The organism is Nitrincola lacisaponensis (genome assembly GCF_000691225.1).
Classification (GTDB): domain Bacteria; phylum Pseudomonadota; class Gammaproteobacteria; order Pseudomonadales; family Balneatricaceae; genus Nitrincola; species Nitrincola lacisaponensis.
Window position 1 is genome coordinate 77,105 of the sequence record NZ_JMSZ01000024.1, and the last position, 21,370, is coordinate 98,474.

The 21,370-nt window shown below is 55.3% G+C and carries 22 protein-coding genes; 13 read left to right on the plus strand and 9 right to left on the minus strand.

The window, feature by feature from the left end; genetic code table 11:
* Positions 1–38: 38 nt before the first annotated feature.
* Positions 39–890 (minus strand): universal stress protein, encoded by an 852-nt coding sequence (locus ADINL_RS08855; protein ID WP_036546654.1) that lies wholly within the window; start codon positions 888–890, stop codon positions 39–41.
* Positions 891–903: 13 nt separating this feature from the next.
* Positions 904–2,382 carry a SulP family inorganic anion transporter gene (locus tag ADINL_RS08860; protein ID WP_420835595.1) on the minus strand — a complete coding sequence of 493 codons (1,479 nt, stop codon included), beginning with the start codon at positions 2,380–2,382 and terminating at the stop codon, positions 904–906.
* 351 nt (positions 2,383–2,733) lie between these two features.
* Here ADINL_RS08860 and ADINL_RS08865 point away from each other — a divergent pair, with 351 nt between their 5' ends.
* The gene (locus ADINL_RS08865; RefSeq protein ID WP_036546657.1) at positions 2,734–3,882 is read left to right on the plus strand and encodes a 1-acyl-sn-glycerol-3-phosphate acyltransferase; all 1,149 of its coding nucleotides are present in this window, start codon (positions 2,734–2,736) and stop codon (positions 3,880–3,882) included.
* Positions 3,875–4,588, plus strand: a complete 714-nt coding sequence (locus ADINL_RS08870; RefSeq protein ID WP_036546659.1) for a lysophospholipid acyltransferase family protein — start codon at positions 3,875–3,877, stop codon at positions 4,586–4,588. Before ADINL_RS08865 ends, ADINL_RS08870 begins: the two co-directional genes overlap by 8 nt.
* Here ADINL_RS08870 and ADINL_RS08875 read toward each other — a convergent pair.
* From ADINL_RS08875 to ispB, 6 genes are all read right to left on the minus strand, one after another.
* Positions 4,564–5,535, minus strand: a complete 972-nt coding sequence (locus tag ADINL_RS08875; protein WP_036546662.1) for a 5-oxoprolinase subunit C family protein — start codon at positions 5,533–5,535, stop codon at positions 4,564–4,566. The genes ADINL_RS08870 and ADINL_RS08875 overlap by 25 nt on opposite strands.
* The gene (gene pxpB / locus ADINL_RS08880) at positions 5,532–6,221 is read right to left on the minus strand and encodes a 5-oxoprolinase subunit PxpB (RefSeq protein ID WP_036546665.1); all 690 of its coding nucleotides are present in this window, start codon (positions 6,219–6,221) and stop codon (positions 5,532–5,534) included. Before pxpB ends, ADINL_RS08875 begins: the two co-directional genes overlap by 4 nt.
* A 1-nt stretch (position 6,222) precedes the next feature.
* On the minus strand, positions 6,223–6,963 hold the full coding sequence (locus ADINL_RS08885) for a 5-oxoprolinase subunit PxpA (protein WP_420835596.1): 741 nt from the start codon (positions 6,961–6,963) through the stop codon (positions 6,223–6,225).
* Between the two features lie 13 nt (positions 6,964–6,976).
* Entirely contained in the window at positions 6,977–8,194 is a 1,218-nt protein-coding gene (fabB, locus tag ADINL_RS08890; RefSeq protein ID WP_036546667.1) for a beta-ketoacyl-ACP synthase I, read from the minus strand.
* A gap of 65 nt (positions 8,195–8,259) precedes the next feature.
* Positions 8,260–8,775: a bifunctional 3-hydroxydecanoyl-ACP dehydratase/trans-2-decenoyl-ACP isomerase gene (fabA, locus tag ADINL_RS08895; protein WP_036546822.1), complete on the minus strand. Its 516-nt coding sequence runs from the start codon at positions 8,773–8,775 to the stop codon at positions 8,260–8,262.
* A gap of 128 nt (positions 8,776–8,903) precedes the next feature.
* Complete coding sequence (gene ispB / locus ADINL_RS08900; protein ID WP_036546670.1) at positions 8,904–9,872, minus strand: octaprenyl diphosphate synthase; 969 nt, start codon at positions 9,870–9,872, stop codon at positions 8,904–8,906.
* Between the two features lie 99 nt (positions 9,873–9,971).
* Between ispB and ADINL_RS08905 the strand changes: the two genes are divergently transcribed.
* The 5 genes from ADINL_RS08905 to proB all read left to right on the plus strand — a co-directional run bounded on the left by ADINL_RS08905 (position 9,972) and on the right by proB (position 14,011).
* Entirely contained in the window at positions 9,972–10,526 is a 555-nt protein-coding gene (locus tag ADINL_RS08905; protein WP_036546673.1) for a DNA-3-methyladenine glycosylase I, read from the plus strand.
* Positions 10,527–10,883: 357 nt separating this feature from the next.
* Positions 10,884–11,195: a 50S ribosomal protein L21 gene (rplU, locus tag ADINL_RS08910; RefSeq protein ID WP_036546676.1), complete on the plus strand. Its 312-nt coding sequence runs from the start codon at positions 10,884–10,886 to the stop codon at positions 11,193–11,195.
* Between the two features lie 33 nt (positions 11,196–11,228).
* Complete coding sequence (rpmA, locus tag ADINL_RS08915; protein ID WP_036546679.1) at positions 11,229–11,486, plus strand: 50S ribosomal protein L27; 258 nt, start codon at positions 11,229–11,231, stop codon at positions 11,484–11,486.
* Positions 11,487–11,680: 194 nt separating this feature from the next.
* Entirely contained in the window at positions 11,681–12,874 is a 1,194-nt protein-coding gene (gene cgtA / locus ADINL_RS08920; RefSeq protein WP_036546681.1) for an Obg family GTPase CgtA, read from the plus strand.
* A 15-nt stretch (positions 12,875–12,889) separates the two neighbouring features.
* Positions 12,890–14,011, plus strand: coding sequence for a glutamate 5-kinase (proB, locus tag ADINL_RS08925; protein ID WP_036546685.1), 1,122 nt, complete (start codon positions 12,890–12,892; stop codon positions 14,009–14,011).
* A gap of 56 nt (positions 14,012–14,067) precedes the next feature.
* On the opposite strand, the gene rpsT is transcribed toward proB, so the two are convergent.
* A complete protein-coding gene (gene rpsT / locus ADINL_RS08930; protein ID WP_036546687.1) occupies positions 14,068–14,331 on the minus strand; it encodes a 30S ribosomal protein S20 in 264 nt (87 codons plus the stop codon).
* Between the two features lie 174 nt (positions 14,332–14,505).
* Here rpsT and murJ point away from each other — a divergent pair, with 174 nt between their 5' ends.
* The 6 genes from murJ to ADINL_RS16445 all read left to right on the plus strand — a co-directional run bounded on the left by murJ (position 14,506) and on the right by ADINL_RS16445 (position 21,369).
* A complete protein-coding gene (gene murJ, locus ADINL_RS08935) occupies positions 14,506–16,098 on the plus strand; it encodes a murein biosynthesis integral membrane protein MurJ (protein ID WP_051632679.1) in 1,593 nt (530 codons plus the stop codon).
* Between the two features lie 79 nt (positions 16,099–16,177).
* Positions 16,178–17,134, plus strand: coding sequence for a bifunctional riboflavin kinase/FAD synthetase (ribF, locus tag ADINL_RS08940; protein WP_036546690.1), 957 nt, complete (start codon positions 16,178–16,180; stop codon positions 17,132–17,134).
* 1 nt (position 17,135) lies between these two features.
* Positions 17,136–19,952, plus strand: coding sequence for an isoleucine--tRNA ligase (gene ileS / locus ADINL_RS08945; protein WP_036546692.1), 2,817 nt, complete (start codon positions 17,136–17,138; stop codon positions 19,950–19,952).
* Positions 19,945–20,487, plus strand: coding sequence for a signal peptidase II (gene lspA / locus ADINL_RS08950; protein WP_051632680.1), 543 nt, complete (start codon positions 19,945–19,947; stop codon positions 20,485–20,487). The genes ileS and lspA overlap by 8 nt, the downstream gene beginning before the upstream one ends.
* Positions 20,484–20,942 (plus strand): FKBP-type peptidyl-prolyl cis-trans isomerase, encoded by a 459-nt coding sequence (locus ADINL_RS08955; protein WP_036546695.1) that lies wholly within the window; start codon positions 20,484–20,486, stop codon positions 20,940–20,942. Before lspA ends, ADINL_RS08955 begins: the two co-directional genes overlap by 4 nt.
* A 79-nt stretch (positions 20,943–21,021) precedes the next feature.
* Positions 21,022–21,369 carry a hypothetical protein gene (locus ADINL_RS16445; RefSeq protein ID WP_161667744.1) on the plus strand — a complete coding sequence of 116 codons (348 nt, stop codon included), beginning with the start codon at positions 21,022–21,024 and terminating at the stop codon, positions 21,367–21,369.
* Position 21,370 lies beyond the last annotated feature (1 nt).

A 21,370-nucleotide genomic window follows, 5' to 3' on the forward strand; every position in this document is an offset into this window, starting at 1 on the left:
TAGATGCACTTTAGCATGCTCAGAATCCTGTGCAATTTTCAACGCAGTAACAAGACGGGTATCCGGCTGTGCTGCAGCAGCTTGGTAGTGGTACTGCCAACCAGGAACTGGCGAATACGGGAGTGCCCATAGGCGCCCATCACCAGCAGATCGATGCCGAGTTCTGCAACACATTGGTTGATAACCTTGTCGACATCACCGGCGCGCAATACCGGGGTGACGCTGAAACCGGCTTTCTCCAGTGTGCCGGCGGCTTCTTTCAACTGCTCATGCAGGTTGTTGGTGTCCGGGCCTACGGTCAGCAATGTGCAGGGAATACCTTGTAGCAGCGGGCTGCTGGCAACCATTTGGATCGCTTTTTTGGCGGTTTCACTGCCATCGTAGGCGATCATGAACCGCTCAGGAACCTTGAAGTCTCCAACCGTGATCAGCATCGGACGGTGCAGGGTGCGGATCACACTTTCAAGATGTGATCCGATTTGTGCGGTTGAATGCTCCTGGCTGCCCTCACGACCCATCACCAGCAGGCGAATGTCCTGCTCCAGCTCAGTGATATTTTCAATCAGGTCACCATGCAGCTGCAGCGTTTCCGCTTCGGCAATGCCATCTTCGGCAGCTCGCTTCCGGGCTTCCTTAAGCATCACCCGGCCCTGCTCCTTGAGCAGTTTGGCGCGTTGTTCATCCAGTTGCGACAGCTCATCCAGCAGATGCTCACGCGTACCCAGACCAATATTTCCGCTCAGGTTGGACTTGGCCGGTTGATCAGATTTCTCCAGTACATGCAGCAGCAGTAGCGGGGCTTGCAACTGCTGACTGCTCCAGGCCGCAAAGTCACAAACGGTCTCGGCGGTGTGGTTGAAGGTATCGATACAGGCGATCACTTTATTCATGTTCTGTTCCTTATCAGTGACCCATGAGTTTTTCGACCGCGTCCGGCTTGTCATGCACACCAAAACGGTCAACGATGGTCGCGCTGGCTTCATTGAGGCCGACGATTTCGACTTCGATGCCTTCGCGGCGGAACTTGATGACGACCTTATCCAGTGCAGCCACGCCGGTAATGTCCCAGAAGTGTGCACGGCTTAGATCGATGATCACCTTATCAAGATCTTCCTTGAAGTTAAAGGAGTCGATGAACTGATCAGATGAGCTGAAGAATACCTGGCCGACCACCTGATATTCACGGCAATTTTCGGCTTTCAGTTCGGAGCCGATGAACAGGAATTTACCCACCTTGTTGGCAAAGAACAGCGCAGCCAGCAAGACGCCGACAAAGACACCGTAGGCAAGGTTGTGGGTGGCAACCACCACGACTACCGTCGCGACCATAACGATATTGGTCGACAAGGGATGTTGCTTGAGATTGCGGATTGAGTCCCAACTGAAGGTACCGATGGACACCATGATCATGACGGCAACCAGCGCAGCCATGGGAATCATGCCTAACCAGTCGCTGAGAAAAACCACCATCAGAAGAAGAAAAACACCGGCAGCGAGAGAAGATAGACGACCACGTCCGCCGGATTTGATGTTGATGATAGACTGCCCGATCATCGCACAACCAGCCATACCACCCATCAGGCCCGCACCAATATTGGCAATGCCCTGGCCCTTGCACTCACGGTTTTTATCGCTTTTGGTGTCGGTCAGATCATCGACAATGGTGGCGGTCATCAGCGATTCCAGCAGACCCACTACGGCCAGTGCTGCTGAGTAGGGCAGAATAATCCACAGGGTTTCCAGGTTCAGCGGTACATCCGGCCAGAGGAATACTGGCAGCGTGTCGGGCAGATCACCCATATCACTGACCGTCCGGATATCCAGGTCCAGCCAGAGCGCGATGCCTGTCAGTACCAGAATGCAGACCAGCGGTGAAGGAATGGTTTTGTTGACATAGGGAAACAGGTAAATAATCGCCAGACCACCGGCTGTCATGGCATAGACGTGCCAGGTGACATCCGTTAATTCGGGCAGCTGAGCCATAAAAATCAGTATGGCTAGCGCGTTCACAAAGCCGGTGACTACCGAGCGTGAGACAAAGCGCATCAGGCTGCCGAGTTTGATATAACCGGCAATAATCTGGAACACCCCTGTCAGCAGGGTGGCGGCCAATAGATACTCCAGACCATGTTCACGCACCAGCGTGACCATCAGTAATGCCATGGCACCGGTGGCGGCCGAAATCATGCCGGGGCGACCACCGACAATCGCGATAATAACCGCAATACAGAAAGAAGCGTAGAGCCCGACGCGCGGGTCGACACCGGCAATAATGGAAAAGGCGATGGCTTCCGGTATCAGTGCCAGTGCCACGACCAGACCTGCCAGCAGGTCGCCACGTACGTTACCAAACCAGTCTTGGCGGGTAGAAGAGAGCAGCATAGAAAAATCCGTTATTAAAATCAGTTAAGTCAATATTGATTCGGGATCGAATCACGAACAAAAGAGAGTGATCAAGTGACAAGCAAATGCCATGCCGTTCATTTTACTACAGTCGAAAGAGCTGGCTGAACCAGTCAGTATCGGTGAGTAATTGTCGGTTGGCGGCTGTGCGCTAGGGTGGCGTCATGATCAAAAGAGGATTCCAAAAATTGGATGAATAATTGAAGGTCGGCAATGATACAGTGTGGCTGAAGATAAGTAAAATACGCCTGAACAGATCCAGATCACTGTAATTTGCCGCTGAACAGGCTAAAATGCGCGTTTTTTAACGACAGGTTGTTAAGCAGAACCATGAGCGAGCAGCATCTCAACGCCGATCCTTTTCAGTCGATTCGCCCCTACCGGGATAATGAGGTGGCCGAGGTTTTGAACCGCATGGTACGCGACAACGAGCTGGTGGACGCCATTGCCCACTATCAGTTTCCGCGTTTGCCGCGTTCTATCCTGCGCTGGTTGCGTCCGATTGTACGTATTGGTCTGGCGGCCAAGGTTGGTGAAATTGAGAATATCACCAGTTTTCAGAAACTGGTGGCCAATTACATGACCAAGATGATCAACCGTTCAACACGCAAGCTCAGTTGCAGCGGTATTGATCGTTTGGACCCACAGGAAGCCTACCTGTTTGTTTCCAACCACCGGGATATCGCCATGGACCCGGCCTTTGTTAACTGGGCTCTCTACCAGTACGGCATGAATACGGTTCGCATAGCTATTGGTGATAATCTGCTGCGCAAGCCCTATATTTCGGATCTGATGCGTCTGAACAAGAGCTTTATCGTGAAGCGCTCGATTAAGGCACCCCGCGAGATGATGGCCGCCATGACGCTGCTGTCCGAATATATCGATCACAGTATCAGCACCGGGCATTCAGTCTGGATTGCTCAGCGCGAAGGGCGCTCCAAGGACGGTAATGACCGTACCGATCCGACCCTGCTGAAAATGTTCTACATGTCCCACCGCAAGCAGCGTAGCTTTGCCGAAATGGTGGAGCGCCTGAATATCGTACCGGTATCCATCTCCTATGAACTGGACCCCTGTGATGTGATGAAAGCACGTGAGCTGGCCTCTGTGGCATCGCAGGGTAAATACCAGAAGGGTGAGTTTGAAGATATCGACAGTATTGTGCGTGGCATTACCGGTGAAAAGGGTCATGTACATGTCGATTTTGGCGAACCGATCCGTGGACAGTTTGATACACCGGAAGCCTTGGCGGCTGAAATCGACCGACAGATACTGGGTGGCTATTACCTGCATCCGACACATCTGGCTGCAGCGGGTCGAGCCGATTCTGCCGAAGCGCAGGCCCTGTTAGAGCCGCGTTTGGCGCAGCTGGAGCCGGATGCTCAAGCTTACCTGAAGAACATGTATGCCAACCCGGTATTCAATCGTGAACGTATCGAGCAGCAGGCACAGTCGTCACAGGAGGCGCGGGATGCTTAAACTGCGCGCCTTGTTATTTGCTGCCGGGTTTTACCCGGTCACCATGATCTATGCGATCCCCTGTCTGTTGCTGGGACCTTTGCTGCCGTTTCGGGCCCGCTTCCGCTTCCTGACGGCAATCAACTATTTTTACATCGGCTGGTTGCGGGTGACCTGTGGCGTTAAAACCCAGGTGGAAGGATTGCATCATCTGCCCAAGGATCAGCCCTATGTAGCGCTGGCCAATCATCAGAGCGAGTGGGAAACCCTCTATTTTCAACTGGTGTTCCGGCCGCAGTCGGTGGTGTTGAAGCGCGAATTGCTCAAAATTCCATTATTTGGCTGGGCATTGGCCTTGCTGAACCCGATTGCACTGGACCGTTCCCAGCGTCGCGAAGCGCTCAAGCAGTTGTTGCGTCAAGGCAGTGAGCGTCTGGAGCAGGGCATTCCGGTACTGATTTTTCCACAGGGTACACGTGTGGCCGTGGGCAAACCGGGGCGTTTCAACAAGGGCGGTGCCATGTTGGCCGTGAAGCAGGGTGTGCCGATTGTACCGGTGGTGCACAATGCCGGGCACTGCTGGCCAGGTAAGTCCTTCGTCAAATACCCGGGTACGGTGACACTGGTGATTGGCGAGCCGATTCAGACGGCCGGTCGCTCAGTCGATGAAGTGCATCAGGAAGTGGAAGCCTGGATGCTGGATCAGATGGCGCGTATTGGTGCCTGATCCTGGCGCTGAAAAAAGGACAGGAAGGCGCGTTCCTGTTGTTGTGCCTCAGCCAGGCTGAGGCGACGAAACTGAATCACTTCACCTGGGCGTCCTTGTGCCAGGCGATCCAGACTCCGCAGTGTGACAAAACCGGGCTGTGGATAACCACCAATGCTTTGGCGCTCATTCAGCAGAATGATCGGCTGGCCACTGGGGGGGAGTTGTACTGTTCCGGCGGCAACGCCTGAGGACACCAGCGGATAGCGTTCGACCTGCAAGGGCTGTCCGTCCAGCAGTGCGGCCATGCGGTTGGAGCGACTGGACAGTGTCCAGCGTTGAGCCAGCAGGGTTTCAATCAGTTGTTCCGGCAGCGGTGAGGCAGGGTTGTCACAAAAATCCAGTATCAGTGGTGCCTGATAGTCCGGCCGAAATGCGGCAGGTACGCTGCAGGGTCGCCCCTGATCCGTATCCCGGGTGCAGGCATAACTGAGTTGATCACCCGCTTTCAGTGGGCTGCCCAGACCATCCTGCCCACCCAGCTGTTCCCGGACGATTGCAGAACGGCTGTTACCCAGCCCCACAGGCGTTTTCCAGCCGCCCCGGACGCAGAGGTAACCACGCAGTCCCTGAGCGGCATAACCGGTTTCCAGCAGATCTCCAGCCTTGATTGTCAGGGTTTCCCAAGTGGCAACAGGTTGGCCATTTAAACGCGCATTGAGATCAGCGCCGGTCAATGCAATTTGCGTGGCCTGACTAAAGCACCCCTTGAAGCCTCCGATAGTGATTTCAATGGCGGCCTCGCCCCAGTGATTGCCCAGCAGACGATTGCCCCAGGCCCAGGCATGACGATCCATCACGCCGCCCTGAGTCAGGCCCAGATGGGCTACATGCTGGCGTCCGCCATCTTCGACCAGGCTGAGCATGCCGCCTTCCAGAACCTCGAGAACACGATGCAGAGAGTTCATAGCGTGCCACCGAGTGACAGATAGGTGTCACGGTCGACCGCGTGAAAACGTACCGCCTGACCTGGTTGCAACAGCGCTGGCGGGTCGGCGTCGACATTAAACAGCTTCATCGGGGTGCGGCCGAGCAAGTGCCAGCCTCCGGGGGACTCAATCGGGTAGATGGCGGTCTGGTTGTCGGCGATGGCGACGCTGCCTGCCGGCACCCGAGATCGTGGTGTTTCCCGGCGCGCGCTAATCAGCCGCGAATCCAGTTCACCCATATAGGCAAATCCGGGGGCAAATCCCAGTGCATAGACACGGTATTCCCGGCTGCTGTGCAGGTGTATCAACTGTTCCACTGAACACTGGCAGCGTTCCGCCAGTGCCGTGAGGTCTGGGCCGGTGGTGTGTGGATCATAAAAGACCGGAATATGAATCACTTCCGACCGGGTTTCCGGGGCGCTTTCCGGCTGATGGTTGAGCAATGGCGTTAAACGTGCCAGCAAGCTGTCGTAATCTTCCAGACGCAGATCATATTCCAGCAGCAGCGTGGTATAGGCGGGTGTAATGTTCAGCAGCGAATCGCCCAGGCAGGCGCGCAGGCGTTGACCTAGCTGGTGGATGCAGGCGCTGAGTGCCGGATCCATGCGCTCGCCGAATCGCAGTAGTATCGCATTGACGCCTGCAGGTTCGGCTGACCAGTGCATATCAGGACCTCAGTGCCTGATATATCGCTTGCAGGGTGAGCACCGATTCCGGGTTGTCGCCGTGCACGCAGAGGGTATCGGCTTGCAGCGAGAGCATGCCTTGCGGTGTCTGGACCTGCCGGGTGTGTGCCAGAGATCGGGCCTGTGCCAGAATCTGTTCAGGCTGGTGATACACTGCACCTGATTGCTGGCGAGACATCAGCTGGCCATCGGCGGTGTAGGCACGATCAGCAAAGGCTTCAAAGATCAGTGGCAGATCAAACTGTTGTGCCATCTGTTGCGCTGGCTGGTTATCCGGACGGCTTAGCAGCATCAGTGCCAGTGGTGTGTCGCTGTGTTGATTCAGAGCCGATACTGCGGCCATTACCTGCTCCAGCAGGGCAGGGTTTGCCATCATGTCATTGTACAGCGCACCATGGGGTTTAACGTAATCAACCTGTCCGCCTTCTGCGCGACAGATCGCCTGGAGCGCGCCCACCTGGTACTGGATCAATGCACGGCATTCAGCATCGGAAACACTCAGGCTGCGACGGCCAAAGCCAAGCAGATCAGGGTAGGCAGGGTGAGCACCGATACTGACATCAAATTGCAGAGCCAGCTGAACGGTTTTTTGCATGGTGAGGGGGTCTGAAGCGTGAAAGCCACAGGCGATGTTTGCCTGGTCAACCCAGGGCATAACCTCGGCGTCTCGTCCCATCGACCAGACGCCGAAGCTTTCACCTACGTCCGCATTCAGCAGCATAGGTGACAGCTGCTCAGCCGTTGTACTTCTGCAGCACCAGCGTGGCGTTGGTGCCACCAAAGCCGAAGCTGTTGGACATGACGCGCTGCAGGTCAACGTTGTCCTGACGCTCGATGGCAATCGGGAGGCCGACCGCTTCCGGGTCCAGCTCTTCGATATTGGCCGATGCGCAGATGAAGTTATTTTGTTGCATCAGCATGCAGTAAATGGCTTCCTGAACCCCGGTGGCACCCAGTGAGTGGCCTGCCAAAGATTTGGTGGAGCTCACGGTAGGCATTTTGTCACCGAAGAGTTCACGCATCGCCTTCAGCTCCTGAATGTCGCCAGCAGGAGTCGAGGTGCCGTGAGAGTTGATATAGTCCACTGGACCCTCAACTGTCGCCAGGGCTTGCTGCATGCAGCGAACCGCGCCTTCACCAGACGGTGCAACCATGTCATAGCCGTCTGATGTGGCACCATAGCCAACCAGTTCAGCATAGATTTTGGCGCCACGCGCTTTGGCATGTTCCAGCTCTTCCAGAACCAGCATACCGCCGCCACCGGAGATGACAAAGCCGTCGCGATTGGCGTCATAGGCACGTGAAGCTTTCTCGGGCGTGTCGTTGTATTTGCTCGACAGGGCGCCCATGGCATCAAACATGACGCTCAGCGACCAGTGCAGCTCTTCACCACCACCGGCAAAAATAACGTCCTGTTTGCCCAGTTGAATCAGCTCCATAGCGTTGCCGATACAGTGTGCGCTGGTGGCACAGGCAGAAGTAATGGAGTAGTTCACACCCTTGATCTTGAAGGGCGTGGCCAGACAGGCTGATACGGTAGAACCCATCGTGCGTGTAACACGGTAAGGTCCGACACGACGGACACCTTTATCACGCAGAATATCGGCACTTTCGACGATATCGGCAGAAGATGCGCCACCTGAACCGGCAATCAGACCGGTACGTACATTGGAAACCTGCTCTTCAGTCAGGCCGGAGTCTTCGATGGCCTGTTTCATGGACAGGTAGGCGTAAGCCGATGCGTTGCCCATGAAGCGACGCAGCTTGCGGTCGATCAGGCTGTCCAGATCAACATCTACTTGACCGGCAACCTGGCTGCGGAAGCCCATTTCCTGGTATTCCGGCTGAAAACGTATGCCAGAGCGGCCCTGCTTCAGGGAATCGAGAACTGTTTCTTTGTCATTTCCCAGGCAGGAAATGATGCCCATTCCGGTAACCACAACGCGTCGCATGTGCTGACTCTCTCTGCTTTGACGTAACTTAACTGGTTCTTATAATCGTCTGACCCTGACAGGGCTCAGAAGTTGTCTGTTGAAGTAAACAGACCTACCCGCAAATCCTTGGCAGTGTAGATTTCACGACCATCGACTGACATGCTGGCGTCGGCAATACCCATAACCAGCTTGCGCTCGATGACACGCTTCAGTTGTATATGATAGGTCACTTTCTTTGCAGTCGGCAGTACCTGACCAAAGAACTTCACTTCACCGGCACCCAGTGCGCGCCCACGGCCCTTGTTGCCTTTCCAGCCGAGGAAGAAACCAACCATCTGCCACATGGCATCCAGACCCAGACAGCCAGGCATGACCGGATCTGTCGGGAAGTGGCAATCAAAGAACCACAGCTCGGGATGGATATCCAGTTCTGCAATGATCTCGCCCTTGCCGAACTCACCACCATCTTCGGTGATGCTGATGATTCGGTCCATCATCAGCATGTTGCCAACGGGCAGGCGGGCATTACCGGGGCCGAACATTTCGCCGTAGCCGCATTTCAGGAGGTCTTCGCGTTCAAAAGAGGAGGGCTTAGTCATGAAGTTCTGTCTGTCCAAAAACGTTAAAATCAAATGAATGCTGGTGATTATACCGTCTGAGTGTAGCAGAGGCACGACCTGTTGCTGATTATTTGCACAGTCACTGCCTGGCTGCTGCTCATCCGGCCTCAGCGTTTGCGTGCTACGGCAAGCCCGGCCAGCTCCACCAGCGTGGTTTTAAAGGAGGTGTCAGGCAGAACTGCAATCGCCGCGATGGCCAGATCGACCTGCTGTTGTGCTGCCTGTTGGGCATACTCTATGGCGCCGGTGCGCTGTACGATATCCAGTACTGGCTGCAAGTCTTCCAGCCCGCCCTGACGAATGGCCTGACGGATGATCTGACGCTCTTCATCGGTACCGCATTGTATGGCACGAATCAGCGGCAGGGTTGCTTTACCTTCTGCCAGATCGTCACCCACATTCTTGCCCATCTCGTCAGCGGTAGACAGGTAGTCCATCACATCATCGATGATCTGAAAGGCAATACCGATGTGGCGGCCATAGCGGCGCAGCGCTTCACGATCCTCGGCAGAGGCATCAGCCAGAATGGCACCGCATTCAGTCGCTGCTTCGAACAGCATGGCGGTTTTACCCAGGATGACCTGCATATAGCTGTCTTCGGTGGTATCCGGGTTGCGCTGATTCAGTAGCTGCAGTACTTCACCTTCTGCAATGACCGTGGTGGCATTGGAGATCACCTGCATGATTTCCATGCGGCCAATTTCCACCATGATCTGGAACGAGCGTGAATAGAGAAAGTCGCCCACCAGTACACTGGGGGCATTGCCCCATTTGGCATTGGCGGTTGCATTACCACGGCGCAGTTCGGAGTTGTCGACGACATCGTCGTGGAGTAAGGTCGCGGTGTGAATAAATTCGATGACAGCAGCCAGACGAATGTGCAGCTCCCCTTCATAGCCGCAGGCATTGGCGCTGAGCAACGCCAGTAATGGCCGCAGGCGCTTGCCGCCGCTTTCGACAATATAGTGGCCCATTTTCTCAACCAGTGGCACATTGGAACCGAGGTTGTTGAGAATAAAATCGGTCACGGCGTCGAACTGAGGTTCGATGAGTGGGTTAAGCTGATGTGGCTGCATGTATTCGGATGGCTGGAAAATTAATGTTGGCTGAATGCTAGGGAGTGCGCTCCCCGATGTCAAGAAACACGATAGTTTGACGGGTTAAGGAGACTGTGTATGAAACGCTGTGGATGGTGTAGTGATGACCCGCTGTATATTGCCTACCATGATCAGGAGTGGGGTGTGCCGGTGTATGATGATCGGCATTTGTTCGAGATGCTGATCCTGGAAGGTGCGCAGGCAGGTTTGAGCTGGATCACCATCCTGCGTAAGCGTGAGGCCTATCGTGAGGCTTTTCATCAGTTTGATGTCGAGCGGGTGGCGGCTTATACGGATGCGGATGTCGAACGTTTGCTGGCAAATCCCGGTATTGTGCGTAACCGGCTGAAAATCGAAGCGGCAATACGTAATGCGCGAGGTGTGCTGGCTATTCAGGCTGAAGAAAGCTCGTTGAGTGATTATCTGTGGCAGTTTGTGGGTGGTCAGCCAATACACAATCATTGGCCAGATCTTAAATCCATACCTGCGCAGACGCCTGAATCGATCAATCTGAGTCGGGCATTGAAAAAGCGTGGCTTCAACTTTGTTGGTCCGACGATTTGCTATGCTTTCATGCAGGCGGTCGGAATGGTCAATGATCATGAGCAAAGCTGCTTTCGCTACAAGCAGTGAAATTGCACTATTGTCAGGTCGGGTCGGTGGTGTCGCTGCTGTGTGACCGTCTGCCGCCATGGAAGGCGGCAGTCGAGCGGTCATGGATGACGAAAAGCGTGTCACACAGCAGCGACACCACTGACCCTCTACAGTAAGTGCCAATTGGGTAGTGTGCTTTCTGAAGGGTGATTGTCCTTGATTTACCCGCGATAGTACTTGAATGCGCAGTGAGTGCTCTGTATAATTGCGCGCCCTGAGCTTGTCTAAATCACGCTCCCTGTTATAGGGTTTACTTGCGATCAAGTCTAACTTGAATGCAGCCCTTAGAAGCAGGTTTCGTTTCAGTAGCCGGACAAGCGTAACCTGGAGAAAATTATGTTCGCAGTAATTGTAAGTGGCGGTAAGCAATACCGTGTGCAGGAAGGTCAGACCCTGAAGCTGGAAAAACTGGCTGTTGAGCAGGGCGGCAAAGTGGAATTTGATCGTGTATTGCTGGTTAGCAATGGCGATAACGTCACTGTGGGTGCGCCGGTTGTTGAAGGTGCCAAAGTGTCTGCTGAAGTGGTTAGCCATGGTCGCGGAGACAAGGTTACTATCATCAAGTTCCGTCGTCGTAAGCACCACATGAAGCGTCAGGGCCACCGTCAGTGGTTCACTGAAGTCAAGATTACCGGTATCAGTGCGTAAGCACGCTGCCGAAAAACGCATAGGAGAGATATAATGGCTCATAAGAAGGCAGGCGGTTCAACGCGTAACGGCCGCGACTCACAGTCCAAGCGACTGGGTGTAAAGCGTTTCGGTGGTCAGGCTGTGATCGCTGGTAACATTCTGGTTCGTCAGCGCGGTACCAAGTTCCACGCAGGTGAGAACGTTGGTCTGGGTAAGGACCACACTCTGTTTGCAACAGCAGACGGCGTAGTCAAGTTTGTAGTGAAAGGCCCGCAAAAGCGTCAGTACGTTACAGTCGTACCAGCGTAAGCAGCTTCTCCACGCATTCGAAAAAGCTCCGCCTGGCGGGGCTTTTTTTATGTACAGGGATGTATTGGCAGAAAGCTGCTCCTGCACTTTCTGCATACGCGCCATCCTTGGCGCAATATGCCGCGAACGCATGGATGCACAGGGGCGGCGATGATTTGAAAATTTGAAAGGCGCTGCCTTTCGGGAGAGAAAAGATGAAATTTGTCGATGAAGCAACCATTACCGTAGAAGCGGGAAAAGGCGGAAACGGCTGTATGAGCTTTCGACGGGAAAAATTCATCCCGAAAGGTGGCCCTGATGGTGGTGATGGTGGTGATGGTGGTTCGGTCTGGGTTGAGGCAGATGAAAGTCTGAACACGCTGATCGACTACCGTTTCACCCGTCACTACAAAGCTCAGAATGGTGAAGGTGGACGTGGCGGTAACTGCACGGGTGCCAAAGGTGAAGAGTTGGTACTCAAGGTGCCGGTGGGTACCACGATTGTGGATATCGACACCGATGAGGTGCTGGCTGACCTGACAGAAATCGGACAACGCGAGAAGATCGCTCAGGGCGGTTTTCACGGTCTTGGAAATACGCGCTACAAAAGCAGTGTTAACCGTGCGCCGCGTCAGACCACTAAAGGTTCTCCGGGTGAGCTGCGTAACCTGCGTCTGGAGCTGAAAGTGCTCGCAGATGTGGGTCTGCTGGGCTTGCCGAATGCCGGAAAATCGACCTTTATCCGTTCCGTGTCTGCGGCAACGCCGAAGGTGGCGGATTATCCCTTTACGACACTGGTGCCGAATCTGGGTGTTGTGCGTACTGATGCGCACCGCAGCTTTGTTATCGCGGATATTCCCGGCATCATCGAAGGCGCTGCAGAAGGTGCAGGTCTGGGGATTCGCTTCCTCAAGCATCTGGCGCGCAACCGGGTGCTGCTGCATATCGTCGATATGGCGCCCTGGGATGACACCACGCCTGCCGAGGCTGCAGTGACGGCGGTGCGCGAGCTGACGCGTTTCAGTCAGACGCTGGCGCAACAGCCGCGCTGGCTGGTGCTGAACAAGCTGGATCTGTTGCCGGAAGACGAGCAGGACGCCGCCTGTCAGGCTGTGCTGGATGCGCTGGAGTGGCAGGGTCCGGTCTATCGTATTTCGGCGCTGAACAAATCCGGTCTGAAACCGCTGATTCATGAGCTGCAGAACTTCCTGGATGCGCGTGTCGAAGCGATTGCTGAAGATCCGTCATTGCTGGAGCAGGAGCAGCAGACCCGCATGGTCATTGATCATGAGGCTCGGGAAAATCTGGCGCGCTTGCGTGCTGAGCAGCGTGCCAAGCGTGACGATGATGATTGGGATGATGATTTCAATGACGACGACTATGATGTCGAAGTCGAGTATGTGCGCTGACGGAGAAACACAGGCATGACAGGGCGTGAACGGCTGGCTCGGCGAGGGCGTTGGGTTGTCAAGATTGGCAGCTCATTGCTGACCAATGATGGACGCGGGCTGGATCAGCAGGCAATTTCGCGTTGGGTGGAGCAGTTGGTCACCCTGCGTGAGGCGGGTATCGAGGTGGTATTGGTCTCCTCGGGTGCAGTTGCAGAAGGCATGAATCGTCTGGGCTGGAAAACACGACCGCATGAAGTGTTTCGCTTGCAGGCTGCTGCCGCTGTGGGTCAGATGGGTCTGGTACAAACCTGGGAAGCCTGTTTCTGGAAGCATGGTGTGCATACCGCTCAGGTGCTGCTCACGCATGATGACCTGTCCAACCGCAAGCGTTACCTGAATGCCCGTTCCACATTACGCACTCTGATTGAGCTGGGTGTGGTGGCTGTGGTGAATGAAAATGACACAGTGGTCACCAGTGAGATACGTTTTGGTGATAACGATACGCTGGGTGCGCTGGTAGCCAATGCGGTCGAAGCCGATGCGCTGATTCTGTTGACCGATCAGAAAGGTTTGTTTACGGCCGATCCGCGACAGGACCCTAATGCCCAACTGATTGCTGAGGCTCGCGCCGAAGATGAGCAGATCCAGGCGGTTGCCGGTGATGGTGGTGCGCTGGGGTGTGGTGGCATGATCACCAAGGTGCGTGCTGCGCGTCTGGCGGCCCGTTCCGGGGCGGTGACTGTTATTGCCAGTGGTCGGGAAGATGAAGTGCTGCGTCGTCTGTTTGCCGGTGAGGCGCTGGGTACGCTGCTGACGCCGGATCGTGAGCCGATGGCGGCACGCAAACAGTGGATAGCCGGTCATTTGCAGGCACGTGGTACTGTGATGGTTGATGCGGGCGCGGTGAGGGCGTTGACCACAGGCGGTCGAAGCCTGTTACCAGCCGGTGTGCTGAATGTGACGGGTGACTTTTCCCGTGGCGAGATGGTCATGGTGCTGGATGAAGCCGGACGGGTCATTGCCCGTGGTCTGGCAAACTATGGTGCTGAAGATGCGCGCAGTATTATGGGGCATCCTACACGTGCGATAGAGTCTATTCTTGGCTTTATGGGCGAAGAAGAGTTGGTGCACCGAGACAATATGGTACTGGCCTGATCCAGGATGCAAAAAAAACCGGCGATTAGCCGGTTTTTTTTCAGGTCATCAGGCAATTAAGCCAGCGCTTTGATCTTTGCAGACAGGCGGCTCTTGTGACGAGCAATCTTGTTAGCGTGGAAGATGCCTTTGTTGACAGAGCTGTCCAGAACAGGCTGAGCTGTTTTGAATGCAGTTTCTGCGGCAGCTTTGTCGCCACTTTCAATTGCTTTGATGACTTTTTTCAAATAGGTACGCGCCATGGAGCGCAGGCTAGCGTTTTGCTGACGACGCTTCTCCGCCTGGCGAGCACGTTTACGGGATCCTGCGGAATTAGCCACAGTCTGGCTCCTTTAAACTTAGGTTGATCAAATTACGGCGGTAGTAGTGCCGAAAAACAGACGCGAAATTATTCATGTTAGCGGACCAGAAGTCAACTGTTTCTGACGATTTCTCGCGCGCATACGCTATGAGCGGCACTCAAAGCGCGTTATCATCTGCGCGTTCTGCCGATCATGGCCAAGGATAACACAAACAAACGGAGTATAGCAGCGTTGCAAGCACCACAGACTCGAAAAGCCGGGCTGCTGAGATCCAGTGGCGTGGTTGGTATCATGACCCTGATTTCGCGTGTACTGGGCTTAGTGCGTGATGTCACCGTGGCCTCGATTTTTGGCGCGGGTGGGCATGCTGATGCATTTTTTGTTGCCTTCAAGATTCCCAACTTTTTGCGCCGTCTGTTTGCGGAAGGTGCATTCTCGCAAGCCTTTGTTCCCGTGTTGTCCGAATACCGTACCCAGCGTGATCTGCAATCGGTGCAGTTGCTGGTCAATCGGGTCGCCGGAACACTGGGGATGACGTTGATGCTGTTGACGGTGGTCGCGATGATGGCCGCTCCCTTGCTGGCGGCATTGTTTGCGCCGGGTTTCTACCTGGCGGATGATGAGCGCTTCCCGCTGGCCACAGAAATGCTGCGCATCACCTTTCCTTACCTGCTGCTGATTTCGCTGACCGCCTTCTGTGGAGCGATCCTCAACAGTTATGAGCGCTTTGCCATTCCGGCGTTTACCCCGGTGCTGCTGAACCTCTGTCTGATCGGCGCAGCGCTCTGGATCAGTCCGATGATGGACCCGCCTATCATGGGTCTTGCCTGGGGTGTGTTCCTGGCCGGTGTGATGCAGTTGCTGTTTCAGTTGCCATTTCTGGCGCGTCTGAGACTGCTGCCGCGTCCGACCCTCGGCTGGCGTGATGAAGGTGTGCGCCGGATCATGAAACTGATGGTGCCCGCTTTGTTCGGGGTTTCAGTTGCGCAGATCAACCTGCTGCTGGACACCGTGCTGGCGTCCTTCCTGCAGGATGGCAGTGTCTCCTGGTTGTACTATTCAGATCGTCTGGTTGAACTGCCGTTGGGTGTGTTCGGGATCGCCATCGCTACGGTGATTTTGCCAGCGCTGTCCCGCAATCATGCTGAAAAGAGCGTGCAGTCCTTCTCGGCAACGCTGGACTGGGCGCTGCGCATGATTCTGTTGATCGGATTGCCTGCCGCGCTGGCACTGGTGGTGCTGGCTGAGCCGATGATTGCCACGTTGTTCCATTATGGGCAGATGCAGGACCGGGATGTTTTGATGGCGGGCCTGAGTTTGAAAGCCTATGCGGTCGGGTTGCTGGCCTTCATGCTGATCAAGGTACTGGCGACCGGATATTTTTCCCGTCAGGATATGAAAACACCGGTACGTATCGCGGTTTGGGCGATGCTGGCCAATATGGTGTTTAACCTGATTCTGGTCTGGCCGCTGGATCATGTCGGCCTGGCGCTGGCGACCTCCCTGTCTGCATTTTTGAATGCCGGGCTGCTGTTGCATGGCCTGCGCAAAGCGGATGTGTTGCAGTGGCAGCCCGGCTGGTTGCGGGTCTGGCTGCGCAACGGCCTGGCCAATGTGGCGATGCTGGGCTTCCTGATCAGCTTCCGAGGTGCTACGGATGAGTGGTTGGCAGCGGGGCTGTGGCAGCGTGTCGAGTGGCTGTTGTGGCTGGTGATCGGCGGTATGCTGGTGTATTTGGCCGTTCAGGCAGTGCTGGGCTTGCGCCTGCGCCACCTGCGTGCCTGACAAATACGCGTGCAGGGCTGATAATGCCAGCGTTTTTCGACTATAATGCGCGGTTTAGATTTTGACCCAAGACAGCGGCATGGAACTGATCCGAGGCTTACACAATCTGCGTGACAAACATCGAGGCTGCGTGGCCACTATCGGTAATTTCGATGGTGTGCACCTGGGGCATCAGAAGGTGTTGGAGCAGGTTAAATGCAAGGCGCGTTTGATGGGGTTGCCCAGTGTGGTGATTATCTTCGAACCCCAGCCGCGCGAGTTTTTTGCCGGTAGCGATGCGCCACCACGCCTGACCCGCTTTGATGAGAAGGTGCGTTTGCTGCGTTATCAGGGCATTGATCGGGTGTTGTGTCTGACCTTCAATGCGCGGTTGCGCAGCATGTCGGCGCAAGCATTTGTCGATGAGCTGCTGCTGAACGGCCTGAATGTCCGTCATTTCGTGGTAGGCGATGACTTTCGTTTCGGCTGTGACCGCATGGGCGACTATGCCATGCTGGAAGCGGCCGGGCAGGCACATGGCTTTTCGGTTGAGCATACCCATACCTATCTGATCGATGATCAGCGCGTCAGCAGTACGCGTGTGCGGGAAACACTGATGCGTGGTGACTTTGAGCTGTCACGCAAATTGCTGGGGCGTCCTTACTGTGTCACCGGGCGTGTACAGCATGGCAACAAGATTGGCCGTCAGATCGGTGTGCCGACAGCCAACGTGCGAATGCATCGTTTTCGCTGTCCGTTGCAGGGGGTGTACACCGTGCGTGCACGCTTTGCCGATCAGCAGGTGTGCGGTGTCAGCAATGTCGGGGTCAGACCCACGGTCAACGGGCGCTTGCCAGTACTGGAAGTTCACCTGTTCGACTGGCACGAGGAGATTTACGGGAAGTTGATGCAGGTTGAATTTTTGCATTTTCTGCGCCCGGAAAAGCGCTTTGATGGACTCGATGCGCTGAAAACACAGCTTTTTACAGATATTGAAACCGCCCGTCGCTGGTTTACCGATGCGTCAGGGCTGCATTCACGAGCGGAAGTTAATTGACATGACCGATTACAAACACACTCTGAACCTGCCGGAAACCGAGTTTCCGATGCGCGGTAATCTGCCGCAGCGTGAACCTGAAAGACTGGCACGCTGGGCTGAAATTGATCTCTACGCGCGTCTGCGAGAGGAAGGTCAGGGGCGTCGCAAATTCATTTTGCATGACGGCCCTCCTTACGCCAATGGCAGCATTCATATCGGTCATGCGGTCAACAAAGTCATCAAGGACATGATCGTCAAATCGAAAACCCTGAGTGGCTACGACTCACCCTATATTCCGGGTTGGGACTGTCATGGTTTGCCGATTGAACACAAGGTTGAAACCACCATCGGCCGTGCCGGTGACAAGGTGCCTTACCGTGAATTCCGCCAGCACTGCCGTGACTATGCAACGCAGCAGATCGCCGGTCAGAAAGCTGACTTTATCCGTCTGGGCGTTATCGGTGACTGGGAACAGCCCTACCTGACCATGAATGCCGAGACCGAAGCCAACATCGTCCGTTCACTGGGACGTATCATCGAACGTGGTCATCTGGTCAAGGGATACAAGCCGGTCTACTGGAGCGTTGTCGGTCAATCTGCACTGGCTGAAGCCGAGGTGGAGTATCAGGAAAAAACCTCTACCGCCATCGACGTGCGTTTTACGCTGGTGAACCCGGAGCTGGCACTTGAGACATTCAAGGTGGCCGCCGGTGAAGGCCCGCTGTCCGTAGTGATCTGGACCACCACGCCCTGGACCATCCCGGCCAACCAGGCTGTTTCTCTGAACGCTGAGCTGGATTATGCGCTGGTGCAGACCGCCATCAACCATGGCAAGGAACAGCTGATTCTGGCCGCGGACATGGTGGATGACATCATGGCACGTTGGGGCATCCAGCAGTATCAGGTGCTCGGACGTTGCTCAGGTCAGGCGCTGGAAGGACTGCTGTTGCAGCATCCGCTCTATGATCGTCAGGTACCGGTCATTCTCGGTGATCATGTGACCACCGATGCCGGTACGGGTGCGGTACACACTGCACCGGATCACGGTATGGAAGACTTTGTTGTCGGTCAGGCATATGGTCTGGGAACCCTGAATCTGGTTCAGGCAGATGGCACCTACAGTGCAGCCGCTGGCGAGTTTGCCGGTGTGCATGTGTACAAGGCGGATCAGCCCGTTTGTGATGCGCTGGAACAGGCGCACAAGCTGGTGCATCTGAAAAAATTCCAGCACAGTTATCCACACTGCTGGCGTACCAAAACCCCGTTGATCTACCGTGCCACGCCGCAGTGGTTTATCTCTATGGATGATAAAAACCTGCGCGCCGATGCACTGGAAGCGATCAAGGGCGTACAGTGGTTCCCAGGCTGGGGTCAGGCTCGTATCGAAGCGATGTTTGAGCAGAGCCCGGACTGGTGTATCTCGCGTCAGCGTACCTGGGGCGTACCGATTACGCTGTTTACCCATAAGCAGACCGGTGAACTCCACCCGCGCACTCAAGAACTGATCGAAGCGGTTGCGCTGCGTATCGAAAAAGACGGGATTGATGCCTGGTTCGAGCTGGACCCGGCTGAACTGCTCGGTGCGGAAGCGGCTGAGTATGACAAGGTCACAGATACCCTGGATGTGTGGTTTGATTCCGGTACCACCCATCATTCCGTATTGCGTACCCGTGAAGAATTACACTTTCCGGCAGACATGTACCTGGAAGGCTCGGACCAGCATCGTGGCTGGTTCCAGTCTTCGCTGAAAACCTCTATTGCCATCAATGGTGTAGCGCCTTACAAGCAGGTGCTGACCCACGGTTTTGTGGTCGACGAAAAGGGCTACAAAATGTCCAAGTCGCTCGGCAACGTCATTGCGCCACAGGAAGTGACCGACAGCATGGGCGCCGATATTCTGCGCCTGTGGGTTGCCGCAACCGACTATTCCGGTGAAATGGCGGTTTCCAAGCAAATCCTGCAGCGTACGGCGGATGCCTATCGTCGTATCCGTAACACCTCGCGTTTCCTGCTGGCAAACTTGAATGGTTTCGATCCGGCGACTGATCTGGTCGATGCCGAACAGATGCTTGCACTGGACCGTTGGGCCGTGGATGCGACCTGGCGTCTGCAGCAGAAAATCATTGCCGCCTATGACGACTACCGCTTCCTGGATGTGTACCAGGCTGTGCATAACTTCTGTGTACAGGAACTGGGTGGTTTCTACCTGGATATCATCAAGGATCGTCAGTACACCACTCAGTCTGAGAGTCTGGCGCGCCGCTCCTGTCAGACTGCCCTGTACCATATCGCTGAAGCCCTGACGCGCTGGATCGCACCGATCCTGAGCTTCACTGCGGAAGAGATCTATGAAGTCCTGCCGGGCAGCCGTCGTGAAAGCGTGCTGTTGAGCACCTGGTATGAAGGCCTGTTCACCCTGTCCGCCGAGGATGATTTTGGTGATGCTTACTGGCGTCGCATCATGGACGTCAAGGATGCCGTCAACAAGTGCCTGGAAGATGCGCGAAACGAGAAACTGGTCAAGGCTTCACTGGCGGCTGATGTCGTGCTCTATGTGAATGAAGCCCTGCAGGCAGATCTGGAGCGTCTGGGCAACGAGCTGCGCTTTGTACTGATCACTTCATCGGTGACGCTCAAGTCACTGGCCGAGGCCGATACCGCGCGTGAAACAGCGGTCGAGGGCCTGAAAGTGGCGGTGGCGTCATCCGAGCATCCGAAATGTGGCCGTTGCTGGCACCATCGTGAAGATGTGGGCAGTCACGCCGAGCATCCGGAACTCTGCGGACGCTGCGTGGATAACGTTAGCGGTGAAGGTGAACAACGCTATTATGCTTGATGGCAAAGCCTGGGGACTGGGGGCACCGGTACACGCCGGTGCTCTGCGCTGGTTGTGGCTGACCCTGCTGGTCATTCTGCTGGATCTGGGCAGTAAGTGGCTGGCCAGTGAATGGCTGGTCTATGCCCAGCCAGTACCACTCCTGCCATTTTTTAACCTGACCCTGCTGCACAACCCTGGCGCAGCGTTCAGCTTCCTGGCGTCTGCCGGTGGCTGGCAGCGCTGGTTCTTTGCGCTGGTGGCCATCGGTGTCTGTGCACTGCTGTTGCAGTGGTTACGTACCACTCCAGCTCGTCACTGGTGGATGCGCATGGGGTTGGCATTGATCATGGGGGGTGCTCTGGGCAATCTCTATGACCGTATCATACATGGTCATGTAGTTGATTTTATCTCACTGCATTACGGTGGCTGGTATTTCCCGGCGTTCAATCTCGCGGATACGGCCATTACCATCGGGGCCGCTATTCTGATTGTGGATATGCTGTTTTTTTCGGGCCGAAACCAGGCGAACGGCTCATCTGAGGATCAATCATGAGTGAAGTTACAGTAGGCGAGGGAACGGAAGTTACCCTGCATTTTGCAATCAAACTGGAAAACGGTCAGGTGATCGACTCCAACTTTTCGGCACAGCCCGCCCGTTTCGTATTCGGCGATGGCAATATCCCGGAAGGCTTTGAACAGGCGCTGACCGGTCTGAAGGTGGGTGATCATCTGGATCTGACCATTGCTCCGGAACGGGGTTTTGGGATGCATAATCCCAGCAATATTCAGGTCATGCCGCGCAGTCAGTTCAAGGATATGGATCTGGAACCGGGGCTGGTGGTGTCGTTTCAGGAGCCGGGCGGTGAAGTGCCGGGTGTGATCACCGAATTCAGTGATGAGCGCGTGACGGTCGACTTTAATCATCCGCTGGCAGGCAAGACCCTGCTGTTCGAGGTGCAGATACTGGCGGTAGAACCCGCACAAGACAAGGCGCTTGACCTCAACTGAGGATCGTACTAGTCTGCAAAAATGCAACCGCCAAGGACTGGCGGCTTAACTCTTAACTGTTTCAAGGATGGAACATCTGATGCGTCGCATAGACTTACCACGGCCTCTGCAGCAGGGCGTTGGTCTCACCGAAGTGATGATCACCCTGCTACTTCTGTCAACGGCCAGCCTGGCCTTGACCCAGCTACAACTGCGTAACCTGCAAACTGCCCATCAAAGCCATACGCTGACGCGTGAATCACTGGTTCAGGGCGAAGCTATAGAGCGTCTGTGGCAACAGCGCTGTTATCTCGCCTGGCTCGATGCCGGTAGTCGCAGCGAATACCTGCTGGGACGCTATCCCAGCCTCTTCAGCCCCGATCCGGAACATCCGCTGTCACCCAGGCAGCTGTGGGATCAACATGCACCGGTCACCCTGGACTGCTGAG

Bases quoted from the DNA above. Each gene is read 5' to 3' on its own strand.
- ADINL_RS16445 (WP_161667744.1), top strand. From the start codon at position 21,022: ATGCGTCGCATAGACTTACCACGGCCTCTGCAGCAGGGCGTTGGTCTC.
- ispB (WP_036546670.1), bottom strand. From the start codon at position 9,872: ATGCAGCCACATCAGCTTAACCCACTCATCGAACCTCAGTTCGACGCC.
- ADINL_RS08860 (WP_420835595.1), bottom strand. From the start codon at position 2,382: ATGCTGCTCTCTTCTACCCGCCAAGACTGGTTTGGTAACGTACGTGGC.
- ADINL_RS08955 (WP_036546695.1), top strand. From the start codon at position 20,484: ATGAGTGAAGTTACAGTAGGCGAGGGAACGGAAGTTACCCTGCATTTT.
- rplU (WP_036546676.1), top strand. From the start codon at position 10,884: ATGTTCGCAGTAATTGTAAGTGGCGGTAAGCAATACCGTGTGCAGGAA.
- ADINL_RS08855 (WP_036546654.1), bottom strand. From the start codon at position 890: ATGAATAAAGTGATCGCCTGTATCGATACCTTCAACCACACCGCCGAG.
- ileS (WP_036546692.1), top strand. From the start codon at position 17,136: ATGACCGATTACAAACACACTCTGAACCTGCCGGAAACCGAGTTTCCG.
- pxpB (WP_036546665.1), bottom strand. From the start codon at position 6,221: ATGCACTGGTCAGCCGAACCTGCAGGCGTCAATGCGATACTACTGCGA.
- fabB (WP_036546667.1), bottom strand. From the start codon at position 8,194: ATGCGACGCGTTGTGGTTACCGGAATGGGCATCATTTCCTGCCTGGGA.
- proB (WP_036546685.1), top strand. From the start codon at position 12,890: ATGACAGGGCGTGAACGGCTGGCTCGGCGAGGGCGTTGGGTTGTCAAG.
- murJ (WP_051632679.1), top strand. From the start codon at position 14,506: ATGGCCAAGGATAACACAAACAAACGGAGTATAGCAGCGTTGCAAGCA.
- ribF (WP_036546690.1), top strand. From the start codon at position 16,178: ATGGAACTGATCCGAGGCTTACACAATCTGCGTGACAAACATCGAGGC.
- rpmA (WP_036546679.1), top strand. From the start codon at position 11,229: ATGGCTCATAAGAAGGCAGGCGGTTCAACGCGTAACGGCCGCGACTCA.
- ADINL_RS08905 (WP_036546673.1), top strand. From the start codon at position 9,972: ATGAAACGCTGTGGATGGTGTAGTGATGACCCGCTGTATATTGCCTAC.
- ADINL_RS08875 (WP_036546662.1), bottom strand. From the start codon at position 5,535: ATGAACTCTCTGCATCGTGTTCTCGAGGTTCTGGAAGGCGGCATGCTC.
- ADINL_RS08885 (WP_420835596.1), bottom strand. From the start codon at position 6,963: ATGCTGCTGAATGCGGACGTAGGTGAAAGCTTCGGCGTCTGGTCGATG.
- ADINL_RS08865 (WP_036546657.1), top strand. From the start codon at position 2,734: ATGAGCGAGCAGCATCTCAACGCCGATCCTTTTCAGTCGATTCGCCCC.
- cgtA (WP_036546681.1), top strand. From the start codon at position 11,681: ATGAAATTTGTCGATGAAGCAACCATTACCGTAGAAGCGGGAAAAGGC.
- fabA (WP_036546822.1), bottom strand. From the start codon at position 8,775: ATGACTAAGCCCTCCTCTTTTGAACGCGAAGACCTCCTGAAATGCGGC.
- ADINL_RS08870 (WP_036546659.1), top strand. From the start codon at position 3,875: ATGCTTAAACTGCGCGCCTTGTTATTTGCTGCCGGGTTTTACCCGGTC.
- lspA (WP_051632680.1), top strand. From the start codon at position 19,945: ATGCTTGATGGCAAAGCCTGGGGACTGGGGGCACCGGTACACGCCGGT.